This window comes from Microcoleus sp. N3A4 (assembly GCF_036701805.1).
Lineage (GTDB): Bacteria > Cyanobacteriota > Cyanobacteriia > Cyanobacteriales > Microcoleaceae > Microcoleus.
In genome coordinates this window covers 1-19,328 of sequence record NZ_JAUBRJ010000105.1, presented here as the reverse complement: position 1 = coordinate 19,328, position 19,328 = coordinate 1, and the positions used below count along the sequence as shown (strand labels likewise).

Annotated in this window: 16 protein-coding genes; 6 read left to right on the top strand and 10 right to left on the bottom strand. The window is 46.0% G+C overall.

The annotated features are described in order from the left end of the window. Positions 1-447: 447 nt before the first annotated feature. A complete protein-coding gene (gene pirA / locus QUA56_RS34030) occupies positions 448-597 on the bottom strand; it encodes an arginine synthesis PII-interacting regulator PirA (RefSeq protein ID WP_172185012.1) in 150 nt (49 codons plus the stop codon). A gap of 267 nt (positions 598-864) precedes the next feature. Then, positions 865-2,037: an 8-amino-7-oxononanoate synthase gene (bioF, locus tag QUA56_RS34025; RefSeq protein ID WP_333367647.1), complete on the bottom strand. Its 1,173-nt coding sequence runs from the start codon at positions 2,035-2,037 to the stop codon at positions 865-867. 66 nt (positions 2,038-2,103) lie between these two features. Here bioF and QUA56_RS34020 point away from each other — a divergent pair, with 66 nt between their 5' ends. Continuing rightward, positions 2,104-3,039 (top strand): exopolyphosphatase, encoded by a 936-nt coding sequence (locus tag QUA56_RS34020; RefSeq protein ID WP_333367644.1) that lies wholly within the window; start codon positions 2,104-2,106, stop codon positions 3,037-3,039. A 119-nt stretch (positions 3,040-3,158) separates the two neighbouring features. On the opposite strand, the gene QUA56_RS34015 is transcribed toward QUA56_RS34020, so the two are convergent. Then, entirely contained in the window at positions 3,159-3,392 is a 234-nt protein-coding gene (locus tag QUA56_RS34015) for a hypothetical protein (protein WP_333367641.1), read from the bottom strand. An 11-nt stretch (positions 3,393-3,403) separates the two neighbouring features. Beyond that, on the bottom strand, positions 3,404-4,525 hold the full coding sequence (locus QUA56_RS34010; RefSeq protein WP_333367639.1) for a glycosyltransferase family 4 protein: 1,122 nt from the start codon (positions 4,523-4,525) through the stop codon (positions 3,404-3,406). Between QUA56_RS34010 and QUA56_RS34005 the strand changes: the two genes are divergently transcribed. Then, a complete protein-coding gene (locus tag QUA56_RS34005) occupies positions 4,517-4,648 on the top strand; it encodes a hypothetical protein (protein ID WP_333367636.1) in 132 nt (43 codons plus the stop codon). The genes QUA56_RS34010 and QUA56_RS34005 overlap by 9 nt on opposite strands. An 87-nt stretch (positions 4,649-4,735) precedes the next feature. Here the strand turns inward: QUA56_RS34005 and QUA56_RS34000 are convergent, their stop codons facing one another. The 4 genes from QUA56_RS34000 to QUA56_RS33985 all read right to left on the bottom strand — a co-directional run bounded on the left by QUA56_RS34000 (position 4,736) and on the right by QUA56_RS33985 (position 11,818). Next, on the bottom strand, positions 4,736-7,549 hold the full coding sequence (locus tag QUA56_RS34000) for a chloride channel protein (RefSeq protein ID WP_333367633.1): 2,814 nt from the start codon (positions 7,547-7,549) through the stop codon (positions 4,736-4,738). Positions 7,550-7,918: 369 nt separating this feature from the next. Next, positions 7,919-9,004, bottom strand: coding sequence for a GDSL-type esterase/lipase family protein (locus tag QUA56_RS33995; RefSeq protein ID WP_333367630.1), 1,086 nt, complete (start codon positions 9,002-9,004; stop codon positions 7,919-7,921). Between the two features lie 286 nt (positions 9,005-9,290). Further along, a complete protein-coding gene (locus QUA56_RS33990; protein ID WP_333367627.1) occupies positions 9,291-10,586 on the bottom strand; it encodes a TldD/PmbA family protein in 1,296 nt (431 codons plus the stop codon). Positions 10,587-10,957: 371 nt separating this feature from the next. Continuing rightward, complete coding sequence (locus QUA56_RS33985; RefSeq protein ID WP_333367626.1) at positions 10,958-11,818, bottom strand: Tab2/Atab2 family RNA-binding protein; 861 nt, start codon at positions 11,816-11,818, stop codon at positions 10,958-10,960. 612 nt (positions 11,819-12,430) lie between these two features. On the opposite strand from QUA56_RS33985, the gene QUA56_RS33980 reads away from it, so the two are divergent. From QUA56_RS33980 to QUA56_RS33965, 4 genes are all read left to right on the top strand, one after another. Next, a complete protein-coding gene (locus QUA56_RS33980) occupies positions 12,431-13,585 on the top strand; it encodes a hypothetical protein (RefSeq protein WP_333367623.1) in 1,155 nt (384 codons plus the stop codon). A gap of 200 nt (positions 13,586-13,785) precedes the next feature. Next, positions 13,786-14,574, top strand: coding sequence for a nucleotidyltransferase domain-containing protein (locus tag QUA56_RS33975; protein WP_333367620.1), 789 nt, complete (start codon positions 13,786-13,788; stop codon positions 14,572-14,574). Between the two features lie 506 nt (positions 14,575-15,080). Then, entirely contained in the window at positions 15,081-15,803 is a 723-nt protein-coding gene (locus QUA56_RS33970) for a pyridoxine 5'-phosphate synthase (protein ID WP_333367617.1), read from the top strand. Positions 15,804-16,350: 547 nt separating this feature from the next. Further along, positions 16,351-17,097 carry a hypothetical protein gene (locus tag QUA56_RS33965; protein ID WP_333367614.1) on the top strand — a complete coding sequence of 249 codons (747 nt, stop codon included), beginning with the start codon at positions 16,351-16,353 and terminating at the stop codon, positions 17,095-17,097. Between the two features lie 90 nt (positions 17,098-17,187). Here QUA56_RS33965 and QUA56_RS33960 read toward each other — a convergent pair whose 3' ends face one another. Both QUA56_RS33960 and QUA56_RS33955 read right to left on the bottom strand, forming a co-directional pair. After that, positions 17,188-18,210 (bottom strand): tetratricopeptide repeat protein, encoded by a 1,023-nt coding sequence (locus QUA56_RS33960; RefSeq protein WP_333367611.1) that lies wholly within the window; start codon positions 18,208-18,210, stop codon positions 17,188-17,190. 350 nt (positions 18,211-18,560) lie between these two features. Then, positions 18,561-18,923, bottom strand: coding sequence for a hypothetical protein (locus tag QUA56_RS33955; protein WP_333367608.1), 363 nt, complete (start codon positions 18,921-18,923; stop codon positions 18,561-18,563). Between the last annotated feature and the right edge of the window lie 405 nt (positions 18,924-19,328).

The window sequence follows — 19,328 nt, the reverse complement described above, 5'->3', positions numbered from 1 at the left end:
ACTCATTTTTGTCTTGGATGATTCACTTTTACTCCCTCAATCCCCCTATGTGCCAGTTGGGGGTGCGGAATGTGGGTTGAATTTGCAAACGCTATATACAGCGTTAAAAATCTGGCGATCGCCGTTTCTTTGCCACTGCATCTAGTGTGATCCCTGATAGGGCTTTAGGTGGTTTGCAACAGCCTGTAACACTGCCCTTTTTTCAATCCCTGATAAGGACGGGGTGGCTAGCAGCCCGCGTGCAGCGCTTCTTGCTAGCCACCAAAATAATATCACTATTGTTGGGGATTCCTTCTAAATAAAAAACCCGGTTTCTTGAAGAAACCGGGTTTTTTTTCTACCAACTAAGAGAGGAGTCAAAACTTAACAGGTAGCGGTTGCCGGAATTCTGCATTTCTCGCACAACCCTCTCAAGCAAACTACGGGGAAATTCTAGTTGCAGCTTTTTTAAAGCTGTCTCATTTCCTCTTCAAGCACCCGAACCAAATCTTGGTTGCCACTCGACCTCGCTACTTCTATGCGGTGCATCAGTTGCTTGTGAATGTTAGCGCGGTGGGTTTCTGCTACTTTTTTTACGTTTTGACGATTTGTGTTCATGGTGGACGTTCCTTATATTAAATTTGGTGTACCTGCTACTTCTCTAATATAGCGCTAAATTTCAAAAAGTATCTAAATTTACAAAAAATTTACAGTTGTTGACCGATCGACCCAACTACTGTATAATATTGGCCATAAGTCAATAGTGATATCTTGACAAAAAAAGGCTGAAAGCTAGAGCTGCTGAAGGCTGAAGCCTGAAGTAGCAATTATCCCTATCCCCGAACATTTACTCAAAGGGTAAGGCAGGCACTGCGAACCCAACATTTACTCAAAACTCAAAACTTGCTCCAGCGCCTCTACCAACTGCTGAAGGTGTGCGAGCTCGTGAGTTGCCATCAGCGAAATCCGAATTCGGCTTACGCTTACAGTCGGAGGCCGAATCGCCGGAGCAAAAATACCCATCTCCTTGAGTTTGCTGCCAACTGTTAAAGCGGAGGCTGCATCTTTTAACGGAAAACTGAAAATTGGGGACAGGGAATTGGTAATGGGTAATTGGCGATTGGTAATCGCGCAATATTTGAAAGTTTCGATATTTTGTCGCAACCGAACTCGGCGTTCTGGTTCTTGCTGTACAATTCTCACAGCTTCCAAAGCAGCCGCCGTGTCAGCAGGCGTCAATGCTGTAGTATAAATCCAACTCGCAGCTCGATTGCGGAGAAAATCAATTAAAGCAGCAGAACCGGCAACGTAGCCGCCCAAACTTCCCAAAGCTTTGCTGAGCGTGCCAACTTGAATTAGCGGCAATCCCGTACACCCGAAATGTTCTGCACAACCAGCACCGCTAGCGCCGAAAACTCCTGTAGCGTGAGCTTCATCTACTAATACCATACAGTTGAATTGTCCGGCCAAAGCTAACAACTGCGGCAGCGGACACAAGTCCCCATCCATGCTAAAGACGCTATCGGTAATAATTAAACACTTGCGGTATCTCCCGCGATTTTGCTCTAGCTTGGCCGTTAAATCCTCAAGATTGCAGTGACTGTACTCTAGGGAAGTTGCACCGCTGAGTGCGGCTCCGTTTTTCAGGCTCGAATGGTTGTACTTGTCAGATAATATCAAATCGCGCTTGCCGACAAGGGATGCGATCGCCCCTAAATTGGCTAAATATCCCGAACTGAATACTAAAGCATCTTCAGTTTGTTTTAAATTAGCAATAGCCAATTCTAGCTGTCGGTGCAAATCGCGGTGTCCGCTTAGTAACCTCGAACCCGTCGCACCCGTACCAAATTCCTTAGTTGCAGCTATAGCCGCTTGAATTAACCTGTCATCGCCGGCAAGTCCCAGATAATCGTTGCTGGCAAAGTTAATCAGCCTCTGGTCTGCTAACTTTACCACAGGCCCGGGGCAACTTTCGATCGATTGTGGCGATCGATACCAGTGAGCGCGGCGAACAGTGTCGAGGGCCTTCTCTATCCAAGCGTAAGGGTCTGCGTTCATATTGGAAAGCGATCGGGTAATACGTTATATTAGCTGGTGATCAGTTCCTCCGCATCACCGAAGCATATGCCACTCACTCAAAAATACAGATTAGTCACCCGCAGCGATTTCGACGGTCTTGTCTGTGCCGTTTTGCTCAAAGAACTCGATATGATCGACGAGATTAAATTCGTGCATCCTAAAGATATGCAGGATGGAAAAATCGAAATAACAAATAACGATATTAGCACCAATTTACCCTATGTTGAGGGAGTTTATCTAGCTTTCGATCACCATTTCAGCGAAACTCTCAGACACGAGAAAATCAAAATCAACCACATCATCGACCCCTATGCAGCTTCCGCAGCTAGGGTGCTGTACAAATATTATGGAGGCCGAGCAAAGTTTCCTGATATTTCCGAGGCGATGATGGCGGCAGTTGACAAATCAGATTCAGCTCAATTTGCCAAAGAAGAGGTTCTGCATCCACAAGAATGGGTGCTGTTAAACTTCATAATGGACGCCAGAACCGGGTTGGGAAGGTTTAAAGAATTTACGGTTTCCAATTATCAGTTAATGATGCAGTTAATCGATTACTGCAAAAATCATACCATTGAGGAAATTTTGCAGCTTCCTGATGTAAAAGAAAGAGTAGACCTCTACTTCGATCAAGAAGCAAAATTTAAAGAGCAAATACAGCGTTGCGCCACAGTTTATGATAATTTAGTTGTTTTGGATTTACGCAACGAAGATGTAATTTATGCGGGGAATCGTTTTGTACTTTATGCTTTGTTCCCAGAGTGCAATATATCGATTCACGCACTCTGGGGACTGAAACAACAAAATACTGTTTTCGCAGTTGGTAAGTCAATCTTTAACAAAACTTCTAAAACTAATATTGGGGAGTTAATGTTAAGATATGGCGGCGGCGGACACCAGAATGCCGGAACTTGTCAGATTGAGAATGATAAAGCTAGTAAAGTTTTGAAAGAGTTAATTGCCCAGATAGAGCAAAATGGTTAAATTGGCTTTATCTTTTTTGCAGTCAGGACTTGAGTCTTTGATTATTTGAATTTTCAGGACTAAAGTCCTTACTACAAACGGGGATTTTCAGGACTGAAGTCCTTACTACAAACGGGAGTTTAGTCCTGAAGGTTTTGAGCTTGTGGGTTCTGAGGGTTGAGATTTTCTGAACTTTTGCCTTTGACTGGCGGCAAATGGTCTACCAAACCCATATCAAAAGCGACATCCGGCAAATCGGCAGCGTTATATTTTCCAGGCTCAAACAATCGTCCGGGAGTAAAACAAGGCTGTTTTAATTGTACCACTTCGCTAGGTGAAAACATTCCCCTAAACATTTTGCGTTCGAGTCCCATAATTTGCGCTCCTAAAACAACTCTCGCATTAATCTTAGCAATTTTTGAGCCGCAGCTTCCCAATTAAATAAATCCGCCGTCTCTCTAGCTTTTTGAGCTACCTGAAAACGCATCGGATCTTCAACAATTTTTCGCAACTGCTCGCGAACAGACTGAACATTTGGTTCTGCCCAATGAGGAGAATTTCTAATTTTCAGATACTGAGTATCGTAACACTCTCCTACGGGAATTAGATCGTAAGCAATGGGATAGCAGTTAGCGGTATTGGCGTACTCAGTCGGGCCGCCGTACATAGTCATAGCGACGGGTAAACCCGCAGCAAAGGCATCCAAAATTTTAATCGCAAAACCCTCGCCGCGAAAGGGAGCTAAAAAAGCATCTGCTGACAAGTATAAATCAGCTAGTTCTGCTTTAGTACAAAATTTAGGCTTTACCTGAACTTTTGACTTGAATTTACCGAACTTTTTTTCTATATTTACGAGATGTTCGACTATGACATCAGGAGTTTTGCCGCCATCTTTGATAATTAACTCTACGTTGGCATCATCTTTAAATTCTTCACAAAAAGCTTGAATGGCGAGATCCGTTCCAAATCTATAAAAATCATAAGAATTGGTCATGTGCAGAATATATTTTACATCTTTTTGGGTTTTTTGCGGTCTGGGAAAATAGAGTTGGGAGATTAAAGGATTGAAACCTAGAGGCATGACTGATACGTTGGTCGCAGGACATCCAGCTTTGATTAAAACGTTTTTAGAATATTGACTTACGGCTAGTTTGTGGGATAAGTTATTGACAGCATCGTAAATCCAGTAATCATAATCATCAGCGTTTTGGGCGAATTCGTAATTGATAGCAAAAAGTTCTAAGTTGAGATGTCCGTTGAGTTCTTTTAAAAAATAAGGTTTCCAGTAATGAGACCATTTTATATGAAATAAATCTGAGGGTGCGGTGTTCATCCACTTCGCTAGCAGGTGGTTTTCTTCTGCTGTGGAGTTGCGGGTGACGTGAGAGGCAATTTGTGAGGGTTCGACAGAAATAGGAATTCCCATTCGGTCTAAAGTTTTTGCCAGGGACAGGGTAATGTCAGCAAAAGAGTTGAAGTGTTGAAATCCTACGTTAAAATGAACCATATTTATGGGGAATGGGGAATGGGAATGGGGAATGGGGAATTGGTAATGGGGAATGGGGAATGGGGAATTGGAGGCAGAGCCTCCGGGTATGTATTCCCCGGCAGAGCCAGGGAACAAGACTAATAATTAATAATTAATAATTAATTATTAATAACTAATAACTAATAACTAATAACTAATAACTAATGACTAATGACTAATAACTAATGACTAAGAAGCCGATCGCACTAAAATGACTGTACAGTCGCACCCGCGCGCCACAGCTTCGGGAATGTTCCCCTGAATCACCTGCTTCAGCAGCCCTTCGCGGCTAGCTCCCAGGACGATCGCATCGCACCGATCGTTCTGAGCCAAATCAATTAAAGCATCAGAAACCGATTTAGCGCAAACCGAAGTCGCTATTATCGAACAGCTAACCCTGCGCTGAATAAACTCCGCTGCTTGCTTTAATTCGCGGCGATCGGGTTCTGCACCAGAAGGCTGGTGAACCTGACACAATTTAATCTCCGGTACAGCACTCGCAGCCACCAAAGCAGGTAGCAGCCGCAAAGCCGCAGCTTGCTTGTAACCGCCGCGAATTGGCACCAACCAGCGGTGCAAACCCATCAGCGTGTGCAGTCCCAATTCTGGGGCTGGAATGTCTGAATTCGGCGGGGAAAATTCAGTCTCAGAAGTCGCTGGTGAATCTGAGGCGATCGCCAATGTGGGATTATCTGCGCCGTCAACTCCTTCGGCATTTAACTGCCATTCTACAGACGCATATTTCCGACCGCTAAAAGTAGCCGAAAACTCATTTTTCTTGCGGGTTGCTAATATTTTTTCGCTCCATTTCACTAAAATAACCTCGCAGCCGGCTTGCCGAATTACGGTATCTACCACATCGCCAAAAATGCGTCCTGTGGTGGATGTTTCGCCTTGCCATCCCATCAAAATTAAATCGATATGCCGCTCCTTAATTGTCTCCAAAATCGCGTTAGGCACGTCATGAGCTACCCGTATTTGGGTGTGTGCCGGCAAGTTCAAATTGCGAATTATTCGTTCGGCTTGTTGCAGCAGGCGGCGGCTTTTGGTTGTCCGCACTGCGGTTTCTGAGGGGGAACTGTTGCGCGGTACTATAATGATTTGCAGGCATTCTAATTCGTAATTGCGATCGCGCGCGATCGCCGCAGCCAGCCGCAGCAAAGCGGGTGCTGTTTGGGGGTTGCTTAGCGGCACTAATAAGCGGCCGTTTCCGACTTGCGGAGCTTTGGTTTGATAGACAACATAGGAAGGTTCTGGATGCGGGCCCTGGGTTGTTTCTCCGCTGAGGCGATCGGATTCAACTCGGATAATGTCGCTGCGCGTAATAATTCCCACCAAACGGCGGCCTTCTATGACTGGCAAGCGGCTGATATTGTAGTTGTTGAGCCTGTACAATACCTCGCTTAAAGTATCGCTTGCTTTGACTGCGATCGGCTGTACAGTCATAAATTCTTTGAGCAGCGAGTTGCCGGACAAATTGCGATCGCTGGCATTTGCCAAATCGGTTTGACTGACAATTCCGACTAATTTGCCATCTTCAACTACTGGAAATCCTCGGTGGTGCGATCGCGAAAATGCCTGCATCACTTCATCGAAAGTCAGCAAACTCGAAAGAGTTTCAACTCGGCACTGCATCACATCATCTGCGTGCAAGTCGCTCAAAGTATTGCTCGCAGCTTTTGCCTGCGTCAGTTGAATGCCGCTAAACTCCAAAAGGCGATCGTACAAAGAGCCACTGTCCACCTTTTCCGCGACTAAATAAGCCACTACAGAACAGATCATCAAAGGCAGCACTAATTTGAAATCCGCCGTAATTTCAAACACAATAACTACCGCAGTAATGGGCGCTCTAGAAACCGCGCAAAAAAACGCTCCCATTCCCGCCAAAGCGTAAGTTACCGGCAAACCGACGCCCAGGGAATCTGCCTGCACAATGCCCACCATGTGACCGAGTGCAGAACCGAGAACTAGCGCAGGGGAAAACAATCCTCCCGGAGCTCCAGAAGCAGCGGAAATAATTGTCAGAAAAAAGTGAGCTATAAAAGCAATTAAACTCGTTATGCCACTTGCTTCACCGGTCAGCAAAAACTCCCGCAAACCCGTACTGTTGCGGAAAGTTTCTGGGAGAAAAGCTATTACTGAACCGCAGATTATGCCAGCTAGAGCCATTCGCGCGGGCAAAGCTAATTTGAGCGATCGCCTGTTAAATTGCAAGCTAGCCATAATCCCTTTCGTGAACAAAGCTCCCAGCAATCCCGCTAAAACTCCTAACAGTATATAAAACGGGATTTCCTGAGCATCAAAACTGGTGTGGTACGCGCGAAGGTTCAAACTTAAACTATCGCCGCCCAAAAGCTGCGAGACAACTGCACCGATAAATGAAGCGATAATTGCAGTCCCTAAAGTCAATCCCGAAACGTCGTGCAGGAGTTCTTCAACTACAAACAAAACTCCTGCAATCGGAGCATTGAAACCAGCAGCCAATCCTGCCGCAGCACCGCAAGCAATCAATTGTCGGCGGTAATCTGGGGAAGTAGGCATCAAGTGACCGATCCAGCCGGCCAAAGATGCTCCTATTTGCACAGTCGGGCCTTGCCTTCCTAAAGTTAAACCGGAACCAACTGCTAAAATAGTAGTCAGAAGTTTGGCGACAGCTACTCGCAAATCTAAGGAAAGATTGACTCCGCCGAGAGCAGCTTTGACGTGAGGAATGCCGCTGCCGGCAGTTTCGGGAGCAAAACGCTCAACGAAAAAACCTGTTAGGAACCCGCCTAATAAACCGACAGTCGGAAGTAAAATCCAAGCGGGAATTATCGTCGATGTAGCAACTCGCCAACTGCCGAGCCATCCGACTCCTAATTTGAGTAAAACGCCAGCTAACCCGGCCACTAAGCCGATCAGACAAGCTTCAAAAATAGCGAGGCGTTTCGGCCGTAAAAAAAGTTGAGCTTCGATGACCCTGGAAGGTTCCCTAAATTGTTTAGGGATAGTAATATACGGCATAAATAGCGTTGATTACCTGAGAATTGTCTGCTCGATCAAACTTTAGCAAAAAATTCTTCGATACTTACCTGAAATCTGCTGTAATTCCGATGCTACCGGATTTGATATCAATCTGCGATTTTTTTACCCTATAGCCTCCACCAGTGTTTTCAAATCCGGCACTTCTAAATCAGGCTAGCTGCAGGTCGGCAGTATCGCCCCAAATCCTGTTTTCTCGTGGCTGCGATTTAGCCAAATCTATCTCGCGACTTGACAGCAATTGTCTCAAGGCTGGCAGTATTCCGCTTTCCCAATCTATGAGAGGGCCGTAGCAGTCAAAAGTTATAAATTCAAATTGATTAAAATTTAACCTCTTTCATTGCTTCTATTCTACGGTTGATATTCAGCAAAAATTTCAATTTTTCCGACAATATTGCGATTAAATTCTACCAATTCTTCTGCCGGAATCCAATATTCTTGATGAATCGAACTGCCGACAGTTTGGACAGGATATTTTTTTAAGAATTCAGCCAAAACTCGAAACTGAGTTACATAGCCGAAATATCCCGAGGCTGCATCTCTTGTATTCCAATCTCGTGCAATTTGTATAGCATAGGCTTTGTGGAGTACGGGATAAAAAATAGGCTGAAAAGACAGTCGCGGCGGAAATGCCATAAAATCGCTTTCTTCGATCAGTTCCATTTCTTTTTTTCCGACGGCTCGGAACAGCGTTACTGTCTCTCCATCTGATATATTGATATTTTTAAACCAAGCTTTCCAACCGTCCCAATTGTGAACTATTTTAGCTAATTCAGCGTAACCGGCGGCGCGGGGATGGGCTCCATCGTTTTCGGTAAGTTCTTTTTGCCAAATTTCTGATGTTTGCAGCGGCGTGCAAACATCTAGATAAGGCACTTCTAATTCGCTGCAAACTTGGGAAAACTGTTCGGATAAGTTGGCAATCCGGCTTGTGCGATCGGCATCGATAACTGGTGGCGGCCCTATCATTAATACTGGAAATATTTCTTTGGCTGATGTGAGAATATCTCGGGCATTTTCAATTGATTTCTCAACTTCTATGCGAATTTTTTCGTTTTCTAGGTAAGAGTCGTTGACGCCAAAGGAAAATACTATTCTGCCGTCGCAGTAGTGAGGTAAGCGGCAAGAAACTTCGCTGAACCAGCGAGTTTTTATATCGGCACTGGTTTCTCCCCTTATTCCTAAATTGTAGTAGGTAATATCGTGTCCTTGTCCGCAAGCGGCCGCGCAAATCCGTCCTGTCCAACCGAGACATTTTGGATCGCCAGTACCGTTTACAAAAGAATCGCCTATAAAACAAATACGCATATTATTTGTGGGGATTGGGAATTGGTGACTGTTGACTGTTGGCTGTTGGCTGTTGACTGTTGACTGTTGACTGTTGACTGTTGACTGTTGACTGTTAACTGTTGACTGTTGACTGTTAACTGATGACAACTAACAACTATAGCAATCCTAAATGATTTGCTTGCATGATACGCGAGCTTTCTGGCTCGCACTGCAAGGATTCTGGTCTCGCTCGAGAGAGGCGACTGATGCGAGGATTGCTATAACAACTAACAACTAACAACTAACAACTAACAACTGACAACTAACAACTAACAACTGACAACTAACAACTAACAACTGACAACTAACAACTAACAACTAACAACTAACAACTAACAACTAACAACTAACAACTGACAACTAACAACTGACAACTGACAACTAACAACTGACTTTAATTCTTGCCGATGACGGACAATCCCTCTACAATTACAGACGGTGTGTGGCAAGAACCGTTCCACTCGGAGTCTCCTCCCAATTCAACCAATTGTTTGAGGACGCTGTAGACGTTGCCGGCTACCATTGTATCTTTGATTCGGCCGACTATTTGACCTTGTTTGACTCGGTAGCCGAGATCGACGTTTATTGAAAAATCGCCGGAAATTCCGGCACTGCCGCCGAGCATTTGATCGACTACAATTCCGTCGTCTAATTGAGCGATTAAATTGATTAGCGATCGCTCTCCTGGTTTAATCAAAACATTGAACAAACTCGGCGTGGGATAGCTGCCCAAACCCGGGCGAAATCCGTTGCCGGTGGTGCCGCTGCCCAAGGCTCGACCGGTCGTGCGATCGGTATAAAATAGCTGCAACACTCCGCTGTTGATAAAGACGATCGCCCGAGTGGGAGTACCTTCGTCGTCAAAGGGACAGCTATAGGGCCCGATATCCGGCTGCTGCGAGAGGGTGACAAGCGGCGATGTCACTTGTTGGCCCAATCGATCGCTCCAAGGCGAAGCGCCTTCGAGTACCTGTTTGCCGTTCAACGCGGCACAGACAGTCCCCCACAGCAAGTCGGCGGCTTTGGCTGTAAATAACACCGGCACGCGGCCCGTGGCGGGAGCAACATTGTCTTTCGCCCATTCCAAACGCTGCAAAACCCGCTTGGCGCTGGTGTTTAAGTCGAGGGTGCCGCGTTGGGTTTCGCCTTCCCAAATGTTGAGGAAATCTTCTCCCCGCACTAATTCTGCTGACAAGTAACCGCTGAGGGTGGTGTCGGTGTGACTGGAATCCAAGCCTCTGGTGTTCAGCAAGCGGGTGCTTTCGATTTCGCAGTCGAGTTCGGCGGTGCAGAGGCTTTCGGGATAGGCTTCGCGGACGATCGCGATCGCCTCTTTTCCCCAGTTTACTAGCTGTTGGGCCGGCACCGACACTCCGCGATCGGGATAAACAACTTTCTCACCGGTGCCGAGTTCGATGGTTTCCGGTTCGTTGAGTTGCGAAAGCGCGATCGCCCTGTCCACCAAAATTTGCGGTTCCACGGGCCCGTAGGCCACCGCCAAACCCGGCCGCCCGTCCCGCCACAGCCGCAGAGCAATACCTTCTGCTTGGGCGGTTTCTAGCTGTTTGAGGCGGTTTGCTTCAAAAAAGACCGGCCGCGAGAGCGATTGCGATTCCAATACCTCAGCAGCTTCTGCACCTGCTTTGGTGGCTAGTTCTAGCAGTTGTTCTGCTGATTGGTCATTGGTCATTGTTGTCGGTGCTTGGTAATTAGTCAGTTGGCAGTTGGCAGTTGGCAGTTGTCAGTTGGCAGTTGTCAGTTGTTAGTTGGCAGTTGGCAGTTGTCAGTTGGCAGTTGTCAGTTATAGCCTTTCTCAGTAACATGAGATGCTCGTAGAGCATAGGCCTCGCGGGCCTTGGACTGAAGAGCATACCTCAATTATTTGAGAACCGCTATATGAGTTATTAGTTATTAGTCAATCTAGCTGTTAACTCTAGACTAAATAACGGTAGATTATTAACTGCTACTAACAACTAACAACTGACTACTAACAACTGACTACTGCCTACTAACAACTAACAACTGACTACTAACAACTAACAACTGACTACTAACAACTGACTAAATATTTAGTTCGTGCAGCAGCCAAAATCCTGCAAAAGATTCCGATTCGGGATTCGACTGAATTGCTAAGAAATGTACTTTTTTTGCTTGCTTTTTCGCGGCTTCAAATCCTTTCGCTTCTCTCTCAGTTGCTGCGTCTCTGAGATTAGCTAAAATCCAGCGATCGTTAGCTCCCGTATCTAATACCAGCCTAGGGGGCGGGCCGCTCTCAAATTTGAGAAAAGCCAACTCCAAACCCGACATCCAACCTGCCAGGGCTGCTGCTCTCGACGAGTAGATAATCAGTCCCGGAATTTGCGTTTCCGGGCCCAGGTTTGTCATCGGCAGCCCGAAAGCTTCGCCAAATCCGATATCCCACTCGGACATTTCGTCAAAAGCTGCGATCGGCAAACTGACAAACGCCCATTTTTCGCCGATTAAAGCGTCCGGCAGCGCAACTGGCGTTTCGGGTACAAATTGAACGCTCGGGTTCGGAGCGGCTTTATAGCCCGGTTCGGCGGGATAAACGTTTTGCATCCGTTCTTCCAGCCACAGGCTGAGGGCTAGGGTGCGGCGACTGGAGGCGGCGGGAATGTCCAACTCCTCGCAGGCTTTGGTAATCATGTTCGCCATTTGGCGGCGGAAAAAGCGGATTTTTTCGGGTGGTTTCGGTGCTGCGGCGATCGCCTCTTTAATTGCGGCAGCCAGCCACAGGGAATTCACGGTTGAACTGGGGCAGAATTGCGAGTAGCGAAACAGAGATTCGGCCTTGTCGCTTACATTCAGCGGGCTTTCGCAGATCAGCACTTCCCATTTTTTTTTCTCTCGCTCGTCTAGGATCGGACGGCTGTAAAAGTCGAGTTCCCAAATAGTTGCCATGCCGCGCTGTTAAAAATTAATCCTTTCTCATGTTACCGGACGGCGGGCAAGTTTCTGATTCTGAAAACTTAAGACTGATTTTCAATCGCGGGCGATTTTGCCGGAATACGCGGGCGATCGGATGTCAGGCATCTTGACATTGCATTTTTGATGCGCCGAGCGCCCGCCCACAATAGGTTATAAAATTTTTACAACCATAAATTTAGTTTTAGCTAGTTGCAAATCTCATAGATATTATCCAGCTTTTGCACTCCCGGCACCCAACAATAATTAGTAAAAACTCAGGTGCGGACGGCGCTGTAATAATTAGTAAAAAGTAGGTGCTGCACAACACCCTACAATCAAATACAGATTCTTTTTTTCACAACCCCGGTTTCTGCTTAATTCCCGCATTTTAAACAAACAAAATATTATAAAGCTTCTAGTTATTTTTGTCAAAAGACAGAGCGTAAAACTTACTTTTTTTTAGATTGTATCACCTCTGTCAAAAGACAGAGCGTAAAACTTATTTAAGCAGTCATCATTGATTGAAATTACGTAACCCAGGGAAATATCAACTTTTTTATGTTTATCTTATATGAGCAAACCTAATCTCAAAGATATACAAACTAAATGGCAGGCACAACAGAATCCAATTCCGGGACACTCAGAGCTTCTCACATCGGGAATATGATTCCCGATACTCTGCGGAAAAGTATCGACAAAAGCAAAACTGGTGCAGACAACTTAACAGGTGCGAATTACCTCACCGTTGCCCCCGGTATCGTTCTACAAACACCAAGCGGTCAAACTGTAGGCCCAGATGCAGAAGATTTAAGTGCCATTGGCAAGCACTTTAGCAGTACGATGAACCGCGAACTAATGGGAGATAGCGTCCAAGTACCAGATGTTTTGCTGGGCAACTCGGTCAAATCAAGAGTCACCGACTCACTCAACTTTGACACGCTGACAAATATCCCTATTACTGTTAACGTCAACGACTTTGGCGACGCAAATGTCATTAGCGATGCCAACCAACTTAAAAGCTTATCTACTGTCATGAGTAGTGCGGATCGAGGAGCCAAAGAAAATCGCTTTGTGGATGCAGATAATGGCGATAACCTCATAGAAATTCAAGCCTCAGATGCACCACAATTAGGAGGAATTCGCGGTTTGGGAGGCAACGATCAAATCGTCGGCACTCAGGGCAACGATACCGCTAACGGCAACGCCGGTAACGATACAATGTTTGGCGCTGGCGGCGACGATATGTTTCAGGGCGGACAAGGCAACGACCTGATCGACGGCGGTGAGGGCAATGATATAATTATGGGCAATCAAGGAGACGACTACCTGCTGGGCGGAGCGGGAGATGACGTACTCCGAGGCGGATCGGGCAGTGATATGCTGATCGGAGGTGCGGGCAATGATATGTTGATCGGCGATGCTGGGGCCGACTTCTTAATGGGAGGAGAAGGTGCAGATCAATTTATTTTGCGCGGCGATACATTTACCGCTGGTGCAGCTTTTTCCGATCGAATTCTCGATTTCAACCCCAGCCAAGGCGACACCATCAAAATTGCTTACCTTAAAGGCACATCAGGGATGGACAGCATCAGTCTCGCTGCCGTTGATGTCAACAAAGACGGGATTACCGACACTGCCATCCTCTGTTCCTGCGGTGATGCTGTAGGCGTCATTATGAGCACAGATCCGTCAAAAATTAACGTCAGAACTTCTATCTTCATGGCCGGGCCTCAAGACTCAACCCTCGGCCAAATCGGATAGCACTTTTAATAGTTATAGTCCTGGACGCATTGGGGCCGAGAAACCGGGTTTTTTACGAAAAGACGGGTTGTAGTCCACAGATTCGGTAAAAAACCCGGTTTCTGACTACCCGTGCGTCCAGGAATTTTATTGGCGCTTTGCTGGCAACTGCCTTTACAGAATTGGCGCTACAATCAAAAGTAAGAGTTTAGCTTGATTCCATGAGAAAAATCATTCTCGAAAAGATTGTTTCAACCTTACAACCTTTAGATTTTATTCTCGCTTTATGGCAAGGAGGTTCAGCAGCCCACGGATACACCGACGAGTGGTCAGACCTCGATATTGCCGTTGTGGTTGAAGATAACTGCGTGCAACAAACCTTTGATATTGTGGAAAAAGCCCTCGCCGAAATTGGCGAAATCGAACTCAAATATCGAGTTCCCGAACCCGCTTGGCACGGTCAGTCGCAGTGCTTCTGGCGGCTTAAAGAAACCCCGCCGTTCTTGCTAATTGATTTTGCGGTTTTCCGGCGCAGCAGCCGCAACGAATTTCTGGAAATAGAGAGACACGGACAAGTCCCGATCGCCTTTGACAAAGCTAATTTAATTGTACCGCCTCATTTGGATACAAACAAGCATTTTTCCCAAATGCGATCCAGATTCAACGAAATTAAAATCCGTTTTGATTTGCTGCAACCTCTGGTAAAAAAAGAGATTTATCGCGGACATTTAGTAGATGCGATCGGCAACTATCACCATTGGACGCTTCTACCCTTAGTAGAACTGCTGGGCATGATTTACCGTCCCCACAGATACGACTTTGAACTCAAATATTTTAGCCGAGATTTTCCGCCAAAAATAGTCGATCGCGTCGCACCCCTTTTTTGCATCGCAACTCTTGAAGATTTGGCAGAAAAACAACAAATAGCCGAGGCTTTTTTTGCAGAAACCTTACCGCTTGCAGAAGCTAAATTTTCCTCTAATACCAATTATGAAAAACGATATCTGTAGGGACAGGGCAGTGCCGTTTACGGCGCGGGAATCATGGACATGGCAGTGCCGTTTGGGAGCATCCCCATTTGGTAAAAAGTGTTTTTTAGGAGTGCGAGCGTCTCGCTCGCGATCTAGCCGTTCGCTATGGACGCTCGCGCGCTAAGCTGTTACGCATTTAAACCACTAACGATCCAGGTAGGGTGCGTCAGAAGCGAACACTTACTAGACATGGGAAACGCTTTCTTATCTGACGCACCTTACAATCGTCTTTTAAATGCCGAACAGCTTATATCATCCAAATATATTATTCTGATGCAACCGTCCATGATATGAAAGCAAAAATGGGAGGCTCCCTGCCGTTTCCTACGGGGATATGCAATTTTTAATAATTAATTAGTAAAAATAGAGGACTGTAGCAAGACTTTGTTGAATTAATATAAGAATGTCCTAACAGTACCGTAAGGCGCTAAAGGTTTCGTGAAAGCGATTAATATAGTAGCATCAACCTTAAAGAGTAACATCCCGTGACAAAACTCAGCGTCAACATCAACAGAATCGCCCTCCTCAGAAACTCTCGAAACATCGGCATTCCCAGCGTTACTGAAGCCGCAAAAACAGTAATTGCCGCCGGAGCCCACGGCGTTACCGTCCATCCCCGCCCCGACGAAAGGCACATCAAAGCTGCCGATGTTTACGAATTAGCCAAAATGCTAACCGTCGAGTTCAACATCGAAGGAAATCCGTTTCAGCCGCCATTTATGGATATAGTTTGCGACGTAAAACCTGCTCAGTGTACCTTAGTCCCAGACGCTCCCGACGTGCTAACATCGGATAGCGGTTGGAATATTCCCCAAAATCGCGATCGGCTCTTACCAATTATTGAAAAACTAAAAGACAACGGGATCAGAGTCAGCCTGTTTATGGACGCAGATGCTGCTCTCATGCCGCTAGCAAAAGAAGTTGGAGCAGACAGAGTAGAATTGTACACGGAACCCTACGCAACTGCTTTTCGCGAAGGTAAAGTAGAATCTGTTTTTCAACAATATTTCTTAGCAGCTAAAGCCGCTCAATCAGCAGGTTTGGGAGTGAATGCCGGACATGATTTAAATTTGCAAAATTTAGCTAAATTTTGCTCGATTCCTGATATACTAGAAGTATCGATCGGTCATGCTTTAATTGCGGAAGCTCTAGACATGGGCTTGTCCAACACAGTACAAGCTTACCTAAAAATCCTGTCAGGTTCGTAGTACAAATTAACCTCGCGTGCGATCGCGGGTGAGTGCCCCGGTAAACTTGTTTGTCTCAGAGATACTAACCGGCACCCGCCATTACAAGTGGTAAGGTGTGCAGTCCGCACCCTACAGGTAGAGCGTGTGCGTCCAGGACTGATAATTAGTCGATCGTCAAAAACTAAGTAACACTAGGGGCCTCACCCCGTGAGGGTGCTAGCAGTTTTCTACTAGCAAGGTAGAGCGAGAATCCCAGACACCGAGTTTTTTGGGTGGGGGCATTTTTTTAGCAAGATCCTAGGAAAAAGCTTTAATTTTCCTCGACCAAATTACTAATATTCTCTGATGATATTATGCTGTCAGCAGTATCATTGAAATGTCCCGAAAAACTGAGGCTACTACTTAGCTCCCGCACTACCAATCTGCTACCAGCAGGTTTTGTGCAAGTACGAGATATTTATGTGTATCCTCTATGCTGCTGTAGCCGATCGCCAGATTTGATCCGGTGAAAACAGGCAAACACAAGTAACCATATACAACTCCTTACCCCCCTCGGAAGTGCGACATGAAAAAACTAATTTTACTGGCTGGAATGCTACTTATGATGACGGCAAAATCAGTATTTGCTAGCCCAGTAGCCCCCAAAATTGCACCTAGCGAGCGGATGGCTGCCTCGGAAATTACAGAAACCGTTAACAAACCCGCTATATCTGCCACAGTTCCAAAGCTCGAACCCATCGAGCGAATGTCAACTTCGGAAATTAGAGAAACCATCAACCAACCCACCACCTATATTTTTGAAGGCATCAAAGGGCGAGAACTTACTCTCTCGCTGTGGGCGGGACAACTGAAAGCCGAACTTTACAGTCCCAATGGTGAAAATATGGGGGTTATTGAAAAAACCGACAATCAGTGGGTGGGGCAGTTGCCAGAGTCCGGCATCTACCGCGTGCGAGTGATCCCTAAAGGTGAAACCAGCAGCTTTGTACTCGGACGCGACTTTAACGCCAAGTGGACTTATAGGCCCGATCGCCCAATTCCCATAGCATTCAGGGAAAAAGAAGCCACAGTCAAACTCAAAATGTCCGGTTACCAAATCCAGCCCATCACGGTTAAAGGCAAACAGGGACAGACAATCAGGGTAACTTCTAGCAACAAAAATGTCGATCTGGCGATCGAATCTCCGTCGGGACAACTCCTAGATCAAGGCGAAGGTCAAACTTTTGCTCAACTCCCCGAATCCGGCATCTACCGGGTGATGGTAGTTGCAAAGAGGCCGGTCAAGCCCTCCATCAAAGTTTCTGTGCAATAGCAAAGATGGCAAAAATACTGTCGGGCGATCGAATTTGCGCCGCCCAAGCACCAAAGCTCGCCCGATCGGCGAGCTGTTTTTTGCGTAAAATCAACCTTGGATCAGCGCTTCAAAACGTTCTTGTTTCCAAATGCAGCTTAAATCCGAGTCAGCTAAAGCTAGCTCTCGATATAAATTAGGGATAAAATCCACAGCCCGCTGCAAATTGTCAAGGGCCAAATCAGCAAATCCCAGTAGCGCATAACAGCAAGCTTTATTGTAAAAAGCATTAGCAAAATCAGGATTTATTTCTACAGTAGTTTCGTAGCAAGCAATCGCCTCCGAGTAGCAGCCTTTTCGCGCCAATTCCACACCCCGGTTGTACCAAATCAAATAATCCTCAAAGTGAGATTCTGATTGGGAATTGAACTTGGCATTTCTCTGATTTAAACCTACTAATTTCGCCAAAGCCACCCTCCGTTCGCCCACAGCTTCGGCTCTGCCCGGTTTCAGAGCGATCGATCGGCTAAAACTGGCTACTGCTTGTTTGTAAAGTCCCATTGAGTTCGCAGCTAGACCCCGATTGTACCAAGCCTTCGCGTCGTCAGGGTTAAACTCGATCGCCCTGTCAAAACTGTTGAGCGCCAGATAGTAAAGCTTGAGTTCCAACAGAGCATTACCTCGGTTGTACCACACCCCACCAACATCCGGCTGCAAATTTAAAGAGCGATCGAAACTCAGAACCGCCTTATCGTAAAGCCCCATATCGATCAGCGTCAGTCCCCGGTTGTGCCAAATACTCGCCGCGCACGGGTTGAACTCCAGAGCCCTGTCAAAACTGTTGAGCGCCTCCAAGCAGCGGCCCAACTTTCCTAAAGCAATAGCCCGATTGTGCCAGCCAAAGCTTACATTCGGCTGCAGCACCAAGGCCTCATCAAAACTTTTCAAGGCCTCTAAGTGCCGTTCTAAGTTCCCCAAAGCCATACCTCGCCCGAACCAAGCCTTATAATGATCCGATTGCAACTTCACAGCTCTGTTAAAGTTAGCCAGAGCACCATTATGATCGTTAGCTTCGAGGTGGCGTGAACCCAGATGGTAATACCAAGCGGCTTCCAAGTTTTGAATTAAGTTCATAATACTTCGCATCTATCTTAAGAATGATTTTATATGAAACAATAGCCGAAGTTAAACGGTAATTCCACTAAAAATCTGAAAATTTTGATACATGGCGATCGCCCGTACAGATTGCTATTAACAAACTCAACAATTGGCAATCGAAAATAACTATTTTCCTCTCGTAAAATGCTCTTTCAGCTAACCGCACTCATCGCTTTTTAGAACTGCTGCGAATCTTAAATCTGCCTGAATCAAGCAACTATTACCGCATCCCGAATTAAGTTTGCAGTTACACAAATAGTGCTGGGGCGCCCAAAGTCCAACTGCAAATCTCATAGTGCGATCGCTCCAACTTCTGCTTGCCCAATTCAAGCAACCACAACCGCTGTTTGAGCATTCTCGCTCAACAGCAACCTGCCTGCAGCATCAATACTAAAATCCTTCCCCAGCACAAAACCCTTGCCCATCAACCGCTGGCAAACAACCAGCGCAGTAATCCGGCGAATTTCTTCCATCACGTCAGCAGGAATCAAATAACTCAAACTCCAGATCACCGACTCGCAGTCAGACCAAATCAAACGTTCAATACTGACAATCATCAAAGCAGCTACACTGTCAACAGACAGCCGCCCTCTGAGATCCGCAATCAAGTCTTTACCAATTAAGCTATTGCGAGTCATCATCGCTCTAGCCATCTTCCCAATTTCTTGTTCGAGTTCTAAATGATTCATGATTGGCACTGGCTTTGATATTTTTAAACCACTACTAAGAGTAAAAACAGTAGCCGCTACCAGGCTCTGCCCTAGCGTAGCTGACGCAGGCTCTACCGCAACTCCTTTTAACAAAGTATACCTAAAGAAAGATTCAAAATGTATCTAAAGGCAGATACCAAAATATATTTTTTTACTGAATTCGATCTGCGAAGCCCTAGAAGAGTTACTGGCAGCAGCGAATGAGCGCATTTTTGCCCTGACCCCGGGTCTACTCTCGCTTGACGGTTTTGATCCCAATCCAGCGGATCAATCGATTTTAGATTTTAGATTTTAGATTTTAGATTTGAGAATTGAAGCATTGACCCAGCCCAAAAACGGATACGCTGCCACGTACTTAAGTCGTGGAAAGATCAAAATTTTAGA